Source organism: Kocuria sp. SM24M-10, from assembly GCF_001027955.1.
GTDB classification, from domain to species: Bacteria; Actinomycetota; Actinomycetes; order Actinomycetales; family Micrococcaceae; genus Kocuria; species Kocuria oceani.
This window is the reverse complement of sequence record NZ_LDNX01000148.1, coordinates 76,576-88,757: the sequence shown is the minus strand read 5'-3', so window position 1 is coordinate 88,757 and position 12,182 is coordinate 76,576. Positions and strand designations below refer to the sequence as shown.

Genomic DNA, 12,182 nt, shown 5'->3' with positions numbered 1-12,182 from the left:
CGTAGACGAATCCGGCCCACGTGCGCACGTACGTGAAGTCGGCGACCCACACGGTGTTCGGGGCCGCGGCGGTGAAGTCGCGGTTGAGCAGGTCCGACGCCCGCGTCCCATCCTTGGCCGGGATCGTGGTGCGCACCCGCTTGCCGCGCACCACCCCGGCCAGCCCGAGGGAGCGCATCAGTCGACCCACCGTGCAGTGAGCCACCGCCAGCCCACACCGGTGCAGGTACGCGGTCATCTTCCGCCGGCCGTAGAGGCCCTCCGGGGTGCCCACAGTCGCCAGTAGAGCATCCATGACCGTCGTGTCGCTGACCGTGCGCGCGGCGATCCGCCGGCCCGGTTGCTTCCAGGAGCGGTAGGTTCTCGCGGCGATCGGCACGCCCTGCTCGCGCAGAACCGCGCAGACCGACTCGACCGCGTAGCCTTCGGACCTCATCTGGTCGATGAACCCGGCGATCAACGATTGCGGGGGTCGAGTTCCCGATGCTCCTATGTCAAGCCGCAACCTCGAGAACTGGTTCCGGACCAGGGCGATGCCTGAGGTCGATTGGTGACTCCTTGGCCTTCTCATCGGCGCGCAGAGCGGCGAAGACTCGGTCCGTGATCCTCCGTCGTAGCAGTCGCATTGCTTCGGTGTGGGTCTTGCCGCGGGCCAATTGCTTGGCCACGTAGTCCGCTCCTTCGTAGCCCAGCCTCTGCTGAGTCACCGCGGCCATGTGCAGGGCAGTGTTGATCGTACGAGTTGATGCACGCGCAGAAGGCCAACGCTCGTGGTTGCCGGACCACACCGGGATCGGGGCGGTGCCGTTGAACCGGGCGAAGGCGTCCTTGGAGTGGAAGCGCGCCGCCCCGGCAGTCTCCCCGACAATCGTCGCCGCGCCCAGCACCCCGAGACCGTCCACGGCCAACAGGTGCGGGTACTCGGTGCGCACCAGCCGCCCCAGCCGCGCCTCGAGCTCGTTGATCCGCCGGGTCAGGCTGACGATCTCGGCGATCATGTCCCCGGCGATCTCGACGACCACCCCGTCCCTGCCGGCCAGCTGCTCTTGCAGGGAGTCCAGGACGCAGTAACGGCGCAAAGCCCGGGAAGGAACCTCGATGGCCGGATCAATCTCGTGCAGGAACCACCGCAGTTTCGACTGCAGGGCCGAGCGCCGGGCGACCATGGACCGACGGTGGTCGGCCAGCAGCTTCAGATCGCGTTCCGAGCCGGCCAGCACCGCGGTCGGCAGCTCGTCCTCGCGCAGTGCGACGCGGGCGACGGCCTCAGCGTCGATCGGGTCGGACTTGCCGCGTTCCCTGGCCCCGCGGCGCATGCCGGCCATCAACCGGGTGTGCACCCGCACGACCTGGTGGCCGGCCAGCAGCAAGTCGACCTCCAAAGCGCGGGAGAGATGTCGGCAGTCCTCCACCGCTACCTTCACCGCGCCCTGGGAGCTCAACCATGCCAGGACCTTCTCGTGGCCGCTGGGCCGGGCCTCGACGGTGAGCTCCTGGAGTCTTCGCCCGAGCCCGTCCACGGCGACCAGGGTGTGGGTGTTCTTGTGGGTGTCGATACCCACGACGGTGACCATGGCTACCTCCGTGTGCTCCTCGTGCCTGATCGAAAGGCCGGACGAGCCCCCGGCGGGCACGCCTCAATCGGACGCCGAACAGCGCACGCTCCTATCAGGCCACACCCGGACCTCGCCCGGCCGGACCGGCGGGGCGGCACATCGCGGACAAGCCCACCAGGATCGAGGGCAGCGAATAAACGAGCCAACCCCGCCGGCACTTCCTACGATGACATTGACGCGAAGAAGGCTGCTGCTTTTCCCAGGAACTCGTTGTCCAGCTTCAGCTCGCTCACCTCGCGGCGCAGCCGGTCCAACTCGGCCCGCTCATCGGCCGTCAACGGCTCCTGCGCCCCGGTAGCGCCGGTGCGTTCCCGCTCAGCTCTCACCCACCGGCCCAGCAGCTGCTCCCCGACCCCCAGCTCCCGAGCGACCTCGGCGATCGAGCGCCCGGTGTCGATCACCAGCCTGGCCGCCTCGAGGCGGTACTCCGGGGTGTACTTCTTCCTCTGTCCCACGCGGGCATCCTCCCTGGCAGGCAACAATCCCGCCATCCTGGTGTCCACGAAAGGAGGCTAACCCCACTGACGGGTGGTTACGGAAGGTCTCGTGCGTCAGGGGGACATGTCCCTGGGCGATGTCCCGCAACAGCTGTTCGGCCTGTGGGTTGACGGTGAGCCAGATCCGGGCGCTGCGTGCGTTCTTCTGGCAGGTCAGGGCGGTGAACAAGGGCCGTAGCGGTGCGGCGATGGTCCCGGTGCCGTCATCGAGCACGGTGGTGAGGTCATCGGCGAGGCAGCAGTGCGCGCAGAGTCCGGTGCGCACGGGTTCGTCCTCGCGCCCGCACCGGGTGCAGCGGAAGTTGCTCGGGATCCCGGTGCAGTCGGTGCAGGCCGGGGTGCCGTCCAGGAGGCCGGGTAACAGCCGGTGCTGGGCGCAGCCGGGGCAGGTGCCGTGGATGCGGGTGGCGCGTTCGTAGCAGCGCCGGCAGATCCGCCCCTCGGGCCAGATGATGACGATCCTGACCCCGGTGCGGTGGCAGCGAACGCAGCCACCGCCGTGGGCGGGCCTGCTCATTCGGGTCGGTGGATCCGGGCCCGGATCGGGCGGATGGCGTCCTTCTTCGCGATGCCCGCCTCGGTGCCGGTCAGGCGGTGGCGGGTCTCGGTGGCGACGACGGTGGTGGGGCAGAGTTCTTCGAAGGTGCAGTCCAGGGCATCGAGCAACGCCGCCAGCAAAGTCAGGTTCATCCGCTCGGGCGTGGACCCGATCAGCCGGTAGATCTGGGAGGCCGACAGACTCACCCCGCGGTCCTGCAGGTGGGGGATCAGTTCGGAGAGGTTGTTCATCCCGCGCGCGGCCATGATCTCTCGTAGCCGCCAGGTGTACTCCACGTGCCGCTTCATCGTTCAGGACTCCTTGTCAGTGCCAGTGCTCGTCGCCGCCGCGGCCATACGTGCGATGGCCCGGTCCACGACCCGGGCCCGGTAGTCGGGGGACAGGCCGGTGTAGATGGAGGTCGTCGAGGCGTGGGCGTGGCCGACCTGCTGCTGGATGAAGAACGCGTCATAGCCGATCTCCACCAGATGGGTGACGTAGGAGCGGCGCAACGAGTGGAAGTCCAGATCCTCGTCCAAGCCGGCCTCGCGCCTGACCTCGGTGAACGCCCGGCTCAGCGAATCCGCCGTGATCGCAGCCCGGCCACGCTCACTGGGCCACATGCCCGTCGACCCGGCCGGGGCGTAGAGGGGACGGACGTCCTGCCTCCACTGCGCCACGCAGTCAACCGCCCAGCCGAACTCCGGCACGGTCAGCACGGCCCGGCGCTTGGGCGGGGACCCGCGCATGGCCTTGCCATGGCGGACGTAGACGATCCCGGCCCCGCCGAACTGCCTCGCCTGCGGATTGGTGGCGAAGTCGACCAGATCCAGGCTGCGCACCTCATTGCGGCGCAGCCCCCAGGCGTAGGCGACCTTCATGATCGTCGCCGTGCGGAACGCCGGAATCCAGCCCTTGGCCCCGGCCCGACGGATGCGCAGCACCCGCTCGTCGGCGCAGTCGAAGAGGTCCTCGAGCTCATCCCGGGTGTAGGGGCGCTTGCCCGGGGACCCGACCGTGTCCTGGGCATGCCGGGCGGTGTTCCACTCGTGGAAGACCTGCGCGGGGTGGTCACCGAAGCGGTCCCAGCACTGCTCAGCCCACCCGTAGGCCGGATCCGTCAGGTACTCCAAGAACATCCGCAGCGCGTTCTGATAGCCCAGAACCGTCGAACGGGCCGCGCCCTTGAGGGCCCGCAGCTCCAGGAAAAACTCGTCCACAATCCCCGCCGTCCACTCCCACGGATAGCAGTCGGCGAACTGACGAAACCGCAGCACCGTCGACCGCCGCGCCTCGACCGTGCCAGGGGAAAGATTCCGCGCGAACTGCTGAGCCGCCCAGCCATCCAACATCGCGACCCACACCGTCTCGGCCTCGTGGAGCACACCCGTCCCGGAGCGCAGCACACCCGGCACAGCACCGGCCGGACCCCGCGGATCGTCTCGCATAATACGCGAAAGTCTCGCATGAAACGCGAAACCCGGTCAATCGTCCACCGAAACTCCAAGTCAGAGGGCCGTTCACCGCTCGTCTTCTCCAGCTCGAGGCTTCCGTCGGGACCGCCCCCGTCTCCAAAGACACATCACAGTGGCCCGATGACGGGGGAGTCGTCCACGCTGGCGTATTCGCACTTTCCGGCAACATGACGGCCTCTGATGGGAAATCGCGTTATCCGTTTCTTCGGTGATCGCAGGTCACTGGGGCTGGTGGTGCTTCAGGTCGATGTAGTCGGACATGGGTGTGGCTGATCGGGCGGCGTGCTGGGCGATGACGCCGGGGCCGTAGCCGAGGAGGTCGATCAGGGTTCGTGCGTCGACTTCTTGGGTGAGGTCGCGCAGGGTGGCGTTGCGGGCGCGTTGGGCGTCGATGCCGAGGACTTTGAGCCTGCCGGAGAGGGTGTTCGGGTGCAGGTGCCGGCCGGCTCGGGTGCCGGGGAACAGCCACGTCGTGCCGGTATTGATGGTGTTCTGGTGCCCGGGGTCCTGCAGGTGCTGCCAGAACACCTCGGTGAGCGCTTCGGGAATGGCTGTCGGGGTGGTCCCGAGGGTGAGGAGCATGCCGTCCGGGGTGGCCGTGAGGTGTTCCCTGCGGAGCAGGACGATCTTGTTCAGGGGATGGGCCCACAGCAGCAGGATCAGCCCGGCCAGGCGGGTGGAGCTGGTGACCTGGCGGTGTTCAAGGCAGTTCCGGAGGAGCTCGAGGCGCTGCGTCTGGGTGATCATGGGCGTGGAGTGGGCGTTGCGGAAGGGCACCTGAAGTGCCCCGGTGCGGCGGTCCTGGTCGTGGTTGAGCCAGCGGATGAAGGCGCGGATGTGCTTGCGGGTGCTGGGGCCCTCGCTGAGGTAGTCGTCGATGTGGAGTTGCCGCAGTTCATCCGCGGTGACGTGGTGGTGTGCCCGGAGCCAGACGAGGAACTTCCCGGCTTCGGTGATCTCTTGTTTGGCCGTATGGGTGCTGGCCTGGAGATCGGTGTCGGGCTCGGCCGCCTGGGCGCGGATGCGCTGGAGGTGGTGCTCGGTGGCGAAGCGTTCGATGAGGTGGGCGGTGCCGTCGTCGGGGAGGCCGGCGATCCTGGTGGTGAGCCAGTGTTCGAAGCGTGCGAGGGTCTCGTTGCCGCGGGCGTCCATCATGCGGTGGTGGACGAGCAGAGCCCGGAGGTGTTCGGTTGCGTTCGAGCGGGGGAGACGGTCGAAGGCTTCGTGGGTGAGCGCCAGCTCGCGGGCACCGATGGCTTCCAGCAGGGTCCTGGCCCGGGTGCCTGGGCGCATGTAGGTGTAGACGCTCTCGGGCCGTTGGGAACCGGTGAGCACTTTGATGAGCCGGTGCAGGCGGAGGTCGTTGCCGGGGGCGAGCACGGTGGTGAGGTCGTCGGCGAGGGCGCAGCGGATGCAGCGCCCGGCCCGGAATCTCTCGGCTTCGCGAAGGCAGCGGGTGCAGGTCAGGGCGGTGGTGATGCCGGCGCAGTCACGGCAGATGGGCTCTCGTTCGGTGGAGCGGCCCGGGAGCATGCGGTGTTCCCGGCAGTGCGGGCAGATTCCGTAGGTGTGGGTAGCTTCGGTGAAGCAGGCCCCGCAGATGGCTCCGTCGGGCCAGTGGAGGCGGATCTTGGCGACCTGCTGGTGGCAGCGGTCGCAGGCGTGGGGCCCGGTCGAGCGGGGTCGGCCGCGTTTGTTCGGGGTGGGGAGGCCGGTGAGCGTGGGCGGCCGGGCGGATCCGTTGCCGTCGGTGGCCGGGCGCCAGGGGTCAGTCATCGTCGTCGTCGTCGATGATCCGGGCGCGCACGGGGCGGTAGTGGCGAAGGTCGGGGAGGTCTTCACCGGTCCCCGCACGGTGTTGCCGGACGGTCTTGGCGTCGGTGGCCGTGTAGGTGATCAGGTCGTTGGGCGTGACCTCGAGGGCGTCGCAGAGGGCGACGAGGACCTTGAAGGAGATCCGCTCCGGCTGCTGGGTCACGATGCGCCACACGGCATTGGCGGTGAGGGTGATGCCACGCTCGTGCAGCAGCTCGGCGAGGTCCTTGGCGGTGTGCACGCCGCGGCGTGCCATGATCTCGCGGACCCGCCACGTGTAGGTGATCTCGCGTGTGCTCATGGGGCTCTCCTGGGTGCGGGCAGCCCGAGGGCTGCCTCGATGGTGCGGTCGTGGGCCCGTTCCAGGGCCAGTCGCTGGTAGTCGGGGGAGGGCAGGGAGTAGATCGAGGTCGTCGCGGCGTGCTCGTGGCCCAGCTGGAGTTGGACGAAGGTGACGTCGAAGCCCGCCCCGGTGATCAGCTGCGTCGCGTAGGAACGACGGAAGGAATGCAGATCGAGACCGGACGGGAAACCGAGCTCATCGATGAAGCCTCGCAGCCGCCCGAGCAGGTGGGATTCGCCCACGATCGCCCCGGTGCTGGTGGGGAAGAGATCGCTCACCGGGTGCCCGTAGCGGGGCAGCCCGTTGCGGATCCAGTCCTGGATCATTTCCGCTGACCAGGGCCAGACGGTCAACACGGAGCGGACCTTCTTCGCCGAGCCGCGGTGGGATTTCCCCCAGCGCACGCGCAGCACGCCGTGGCCGCCGAGATAGGGCGCCCGGTTGTTGGACGAGAAGTCCACGACCTGCAGGTGCCGCAGTTCGTTGGAGCGCAGCCCCCAGCTGTAGGCCGTCTTGAACGCGATCGCGTCCCGCCAGGCGGCCACCGCACCCTTGCGCCCGGAGATCAGGATCCGCTCGACCTCCAGATCGGCCAGATCGAACAACTCCTGCAGCTCGGCCTGGGTGAAAGGACGTTTGGCCGGGCGCGCCTCGGTGGGCTGGGCGTGAGTGAGACGGTTGAGCTCGGTCACGACCTGGGCGAAGACCTGCCCGAACGACCTCGCGGCCTGCTCGCACCAGTCGTAGTGCGGATCGCAGGCGTAGTCGCAGAACAGCTTGATCGCCCCCTGGTAGGAGCGCACGGTCCCGTGGGAGAGGTTACGCACCGCACGGGCGTGGGAGAAGAAGTCGTCAGCGTCTGACATCGTCCACTCCCATGGATAGCGCCCCGAGAAGTCCTCCAGGTTCATCACGACGCTGCGCCGGGTGCGAATCGTGGCCGGCGCAAAGTCCTTCGCCCGCTGCTGAGCACCCCACCCATCCAAGACACTGGCCAGGAAGACGTCCGGATCGGGGGCTTGCCCACCGAAGGGAACGAACCGCACGTTCTCGCCGTCGTGGCCCATGAGTCGTCCTTGGGTGTCAGAAGATGCTTGCGATAGTCGCACACAGATTGCGTGTACCGCAATCATCGTCGAAAAAGTCCAGGCCAGAAGCCGAACGGGCATGGTGGGGACAGGCGCCATTCGCGTCACGCACGGCACGTCACCCTGCGGCGATCAAGCAGGGTAAGCCCTGGTCAGAAGGCAGTTGGAAGAGCGTTTGAGCTGTTACCCGGAACCTCACGATGTGCAGAAACCGCGAATAAAGTCGTTGTGACTTTACATAATCATTCTTATCGGACATAAACCCACGGGAGTTCTCGCAGCTGTTGGAACTCCCGTCTGGCCGATTTCACCCCGGTTCCGCGGCGTTGCGCGGCTGGCGGGACTGCGCCGGACGTCGGATGGTTCCCGAGGGTGTTGCCGCGGCGCTGGTGAGCGTAGATTTCCTGCATCAGATGCACGATTCCACGGTGAGGTGGGATTCGGATGGACGTGGGATTCGGATGGACGCTGTACCGGGTCAAGTGCCTGCCGTCCTAACCGACGGCAACGTGGGATTGTTCCGCGCCGACGAGCGGGTGTTCGAGGCGATGCTGGACGGGTGGCGGGCGCAGATGCTGGCCCGCGGGCTGACCTCGACGACGATCACGGCCCGGTGCGGTGTCGTGGCCCGGTTTCAGCGCTTCACCGGCACCTTCCCCTGGCACTGGGGCCCGGCGGATTTGGAGGACTTTCAGGCGCAGCGGCGCTCCGGTCCCAGGCCGATCAGTCTCACGACCTTGCGCGCGGACTCCAGCGCGGTCGCGGCGTTCTGCACCTACCTCACGACCCCGGTCTACGGATGGGCGGCCTTCTGCCAGCAGGCGTTCGGGGACGTGCCCGCCCAGGTGGTCTTCGAGTGGAACACGCCCCGGCACTCGAGCGATGACGCCATCACCCCGGGGCGCCGGGCGTTCACCCGGGCCGAGCTGCAGCGGCTGTTCGACCATCTCGACGACCACATCGACCGTGAGCACGCCGCCGGGAGCAAGCGCTGGTTGCCGGCCCTGCGGGACTCGATCGCGTTCAAGACCTGCTACGCCTACGGGCTGCGGCGCCGGGAGCTGACGATGCTCGAGGTGGGCGACTTCGGGCCCAACCCGCACGTGCCCGCCTACGGGCGCTTCGGCGCCGTACAGGTGCGCTGGGCCAAGGGCACCACCGGCTCGGGGCCGCGCCGGCGCACCGTGCTCACCGTCCCGGAGTTCGACTGGGTCGTGGGCCTGCTGCAGTTCTGGACCGGCCCCGGCGGACGGGCCCGCTTCCCCACCGCCGAGTCCTCGGAGGCGCTGTGGCCCAGTGAACGCGGCGGCCGCCTGCGCCTGGGCAGCCTCGGGGACGCCTTCGCGGGACTGCGCGAGGAGGTCGGGCTACCCCCGGAGCTGGGCCTGCACTGCCTGCGCCACTCCTACGTCACCCACCTGATCGAGGCCGGCTACGACCCGGCGTTCGTGCAGACCCAGGTCGGCCACGCCCACGCCTCGACCACGGGGCTGTACACCTCGGTCTCATCCGACTTCAAGCAGAAGACCATCCAGCAGATGATCGCCGCCCGCCTGGCCACCGGACGCGAGGAGAATCCTGATGCCTGAACAGCGCCGCATCGGCTACCGCTGGCACCTTCGCACCGTGATGGCTCAGCGCAATCTGTGGAAGAGCACCGAGCTGCTGCCGCTGCTGCGCGCCCGCGGGATCACCCTGTCGGAGAGCCAGGTCTACCGGCTGGTGACCGGCACCCCCGAACGCATCCCGGGGCGCACCCTCGCGGCGTTGTGCGACATCCTGGACTGCTCCCCCAACGACCTCTTCGAGCCCTACCTCGAACTGCGCGCCGCGGCCACCGCCAACGCCCCGACCCGCCCGCAGGACATCGGCCTCACCCCGGGCCAGCCGATCGCCCGCCGCATCCACCTGGTGCCCGAGGAGACCGACGAGTCCTCGTGAGCAGACCCCGCCCACCCAGCGACCCGGAGACCTGGCCGACCCCGTGCACCCGCTGCCGGGACCACCACGAGATCGCCGCCACCTGGCCCGACGGGCCCGTGTGCCGCTACTGCTACCAACAGGCCAAGCGCACCACCGGCACCTGCGCCTGCGGCCACACGGGCATCCTGCCCGGCCGCCTCGACGGGCGCCCCGCCTGCCGAACCTGCACCGGGATCACCCTGAACCTCGACTGCCGCACCTGCAGGACCGAGGCCGAACTGCACTCCGGCGGCCAGTGCTGGTCCTGCGTGCTGGCCGCCACCGTCGACCGGCTGCTCACCAACCCGCACACCCAGCAAATGCACCCAGGCCTGGCCCCGGTGGCCACCGCGCTGAAAGCAATGGACCGCCCCAACAGCGGCCTGACCTGGCTCCACCAGCCCCACGTCACCGCCTTCCTCACCGACCTGGCCACCACGGCGACCATCAACCACGAGACCCTCGACGCGCTGCCACCCAGCCGCACCCGCGACTACGTCCGGGCCCTGCTGGTGGCCCACGGCGCCCTTCCGCCCCGGGACGAGCAGCTGGCCCGGTTCACCGCCTGGAACCGGGACGCCATCCAGCGCCTACCCGCCGGCGAGCACCGCGAAGCCCGACGACGCTTCATCCGCTGGCACCAGACCCGGCGGATGACCACCACCGACGGCGAAACCACCCAGGGCACCTTCCTCACCGCCAAACAGACCACCACCGTGGCCATCGACTTCCTGACCTGGCTCACCAACCGGGGCACCACCCTCAGCGAGCTCGCCCAGGCCGACCTCGACGACTGGCAGGCCGGCGGGCCCACCACCCGAGAACGGGCCGACCGCTTCCTGCGATGGGCGGCCACCGCCCAGCTCGTGGACCCCCGCCTGCGCCTGCAACCCCACCGGCACGGCACCGCGGCCCACATGTCTCACACCGACCAGACCCGCGCCCTGGCACGGGTCGTCGACCACGAAGAGCTCAGCCCCAGAGACCGCCTCGCCGCCATCCTCGTGCTCGTCCTGGCCCAACAGATCGAAGACGTCGTCGGCCTGACCTGGGACCAGGTCACCATCAACGACGACCGGGTCACCATCACCGTCGGGGCCCACCCCGTCGAACTCCCGCCACCACTGGATGAACCCCTGCGGCACCTGGTCGCCGAGCCCGGCCACGACCGGACGGCCGCGCACCCCCACAGCCGGTGGATCTTCAGGGGCAACTCCCCCGGCCAGCACCTCGACGCAAGCCACCTGCGGCGACGGCTGAAGACCGTGTGCGCACCCCGAGCCGCCCGCCTGGGCACCCTCGAGGAGCTCACCAAGCTCAGCCCCATCCCGGTCCTCGCCGAGATCCTCGGCTACCACCCCAACACCATCGAACGCCACGCCACCCATGCGGCCAGCACCTACGCCCGCTACATCGCCGCACGCCAATAGCACCGTCAGAGCGGAACTCCCGCCTCATCAACATCCGTGCCTACCGGTTGGTCAGAGGGGAGTTCTCGCATCTAATGCAACTACTCGTCCCACTCCGCCTATGGGCGTCCGTCGATGCCGTGTCCTCGTATGCCGCGTCTATGCAATCTGTGCTGTCTATGCCCAGCTCAGACCGAGCAGCTCGAGGGCCTGCTGCAGCTCCGGGGTGTCCGGATGCAGGGTGACTTCATGGAGTCGAAGCAGGTGTGAGCTGATCCGTGAGTCGTGGGGTTGTTCGTAGAGGCACCACAGGGCCAGTTCGTCCCCGTGCCGGGAGGCGAACTCGATGCCGTCGATGCCTTCCTGCAGGTACAGGTGGGCGGAGACAGCCTGGGTGATGGCCCGGGCGGCACCGTTCTTGAGCAGCCCGGCGTCGAAGTCGTCGTAGCCGGCGTCCAGGGCGTCGCCGATGAACCGCGGGTAGAGGGTGGCGACGGTGTCAGCCGCACTCACCCGGCAGTACTGTCCGCTCAGCACAGCGGAGGCAGCGCAACGGGGCTCCAACCACGCGGGATCCAGGGTCCCGGGGGCCGCGGTGGAGTGATCCTGAGCGTCTTCGGGGTCTTCGTCGATCTCCGCCAAGGCCGCGGCCAGGTGCTTGTCCTTACGTGCAAAGGCCAGGACCTCGAGCAGGCACGCCAGCAGGGACTCGCCCAGGTACAGAGTGCGGAACGTCCCGTGCGGGTCGTCCCAGCGGCCGTGGAAGCGCCCGTCGGTGGCGTGCTCCCACCCACTCCAGGCCAGCGGCTCGGGTCGGTACCCGACTCGCCAGACCGGTTCCTGCGGGGCGTCGGTGATGACCAGGCTCACCACTATCCCGCCGAGGCGACGAAGGCCCGGGCCGCGGCGGTGACCTCGGCGACCGCGCGCTCCGGGTCGCCTTCTCGCAGCAGCCGGGCCGGGGCGCGGTCCCCCAGCTGCGGATTCATGCCGGTGAACCAGGCCTGAACCACCCCGGGGGCTTCGCGTTCGGCCAGTAGGGCGGCGATGTAGTAGGCATCGCGCAGTCGCTGCTTCACGGCCTCGGAGCCGGGCTCGCGGCTGCCGTCGACCCACTCTCGGACCGCTCGGGTCTCTTTCACCCCGCCGAGATAAGCCACCAGGCGCGCGCCCAGGATTTCGCGTAGCCCCTCGACGACCTGCGGGATCGACCACCGTTGCGAATCAACGTGGGCCTGAAGACCGGTGCGGCGTGCCGTGGGAGCGGTGGACATACCCCCATCATGCCCGCTCCCAGTCCAAATCCCCAGCACAATCACATATCGAATGCCACCTCACGCAGCACCTCTCGCCCCACTGCCCACGACCGTCACAGCGAAGCAGGACCGGCCAGGATCCGCCGTCGGGTCCCTCGTCCGGGTCGGGCGCCACTCGAGACG

At 68.7% G+C, this 12,182-nt stretch carries 12 protein-coding genes and 1 pseudogene; 3 read left to right on the top strand and 10 right to left on the bottom strand.

From position 1 onward, the window contains the following. The 8 genes and pseudogenes from ABL57_RS18315 to ABL57_RS18275 all read right to left on the bottom strand — a co-directional run. On the bottom strand, positions 1-436 hold a 436-nt coding region (locus ABL57_RS18315; protein ID WP_047804922.1), incomplete at its 3' end, for an IS3 family transposase. A 58-nt stretch (positions 437-494) separates the two neighbouring features. Then, positions 495-1,574: an IS110 family transposase gene (locus tag ABL57_RS18310; protein ID WP_047804921.1), complete on the bottom strand. Its 1,080-nt coding sequence runs from the start codon at positions 1,572-1,574 to the stop codon at positions 495-497. A gap of 233 nt (positions 1,575-1,807) precedes the next feature. Further along, positions 1,808-2,107, bottom strand: a pseudogene (locus tag ABL57_RS18305) (transposase); the annotation flags it as partial. Between the two features lie 519 nt (positions 2,108-2,626). Further along, entirely contained in the window at positions 2,627-2,959 is a 333-nt protein-coding gene (locus tag ABL57_RS18295) for a helix-turn-helix domain-containing protein (RefSeq protein WP_047804898.1), read from the bottom strand. 3 nt (positions 2,960-2,962) lie between these two features. Then, positions 2,963-4,099, bottom strand: coding sequence for a tyrosine-type recombinase/integrase (locus ABL57_RS18290; RefSeq protein WP_082157560.1), 1,137 nt, complete (start codon positions 4,097-4,099; stop codon positions 2,963-2,965). Between the two features lie 246 nt (positions 4,100-4,345). Further along, positions 4,346-5,902, bottom strand: coding sequence for a hypothetical protein (locus ABL57_RS18285; protein ID WP_047804897.1), 1,557 nt, complete (start codon positions 5,900-5,902; stop codon positions 4,346-4,348). Then, entirely contained in the window at positions 5,895-6,242 is a 348-nt protein-coding gene (locus ABL57_RS18280; RefSeq protein WP_047804896.1) for a helix-turn-helix transcriptional regulator, read from the bottom strand. The genes ABL57_RS18285 and ABL57_RS18280 overlap by 8 nt, the downstream gene beginning before the upstream one ends. Beyond that, positions 6,239-7,351, bottom strand: coding sequence for a site-specific integrase (locus tag ABL57_RS18275; RefSeq protein WP_053005145.1), 1,113 nt, complete (start codon positions 7,349-7,351; stop codon positions 6,239-6,241). Before ABL57_RS18275 ends, ABL57_RS18280 begins: the two co-directional genes overlap by 4 nt. Positions 7,352-7,854: 503 nt before the next feature. Between ABL57_RS18275 and ABL57_RS18270 the strand changes: the two genes are divergently transcribed. The 3 genes from ABL57_RS18270 to ABL57_RS18260 are packed head-to-tail and all read left to right on the top strand — an operon-like array spanning position 7,855 to position 10,764. Then, entirely contained in the window at positions 7,855-8,961 is a 1,107-nt protein-coding gene (locus ABL57_RS18270) for a tyrosine-type recombinase/integrase (RefSeq protein ID WP_238986122.1), read from the top strand. Continuing rightward, positions 8,954-9,313 (top strand): helix-turn-helix transcriptional regulator, encoded by a 360-nt coding sequence (locus tag ABL57_RS18265; protein ID WP_047804893.1) that lies wholly within the window; start codon positions 8,954-8,956, stop codon positions 9,311-9,313. The genes ABL57_RS18270 and ABL57_RS18265 overlap by 8 nt, the downstream gene beginning before the upstream one ends. Continuing rightward, the gene (locus ABL57_RS18260) at positions 9,310-10,764 is read left to right on the top strand and encodes a Fis family transcriptional regulator (RefSeq protein WP_047804892.1); all 1,455 of its coding nucleotides are present in this window, start codon (positions 9,310-9,312) and stop codon (positions 10,762-10,764) included. The genes ABL57_RS18265 and ABL57_RS18260 overlap by 4 nt, the downstream gene beginning before the upstream one ends. A gap of 156 nt (positions 10,765-10,920) precedes the next feature. On the opposite strand, the gene ABL57_RS18255 is transcribed toward ABL57_RS18260, so the two are convergent. Both ABL57_RS18255 and ABL57_RS18250 read right to left on the bottom strand, forming a co-directional pair. Further along, positions 10,921-11,613 carry an RES family NAD+ phosphorylase gene (locus ABL57_RS18255; protein WP_053005143.1) on the bottom strand — a complete coding sequence of 231 codons (693 nt, stop codon included), beginning with the start codon at positions 11,611-11,613 and terminating at the stop codon, positions 10,921-10,923. A 2-nt stretch (positions 11,614-11,615) separates the two neighbouring features. After that, a complete protein-coding gene (locus tag ABL57_RS18250) occupies positions 11,616-12,017 on the bottom strand; it encodes a hypothetical protein (protein WP_047804891.1) in 402 nt (133 codons plus the stop codon). Positions 12,018-12,182: the final 165 nt, after the last annotated feature.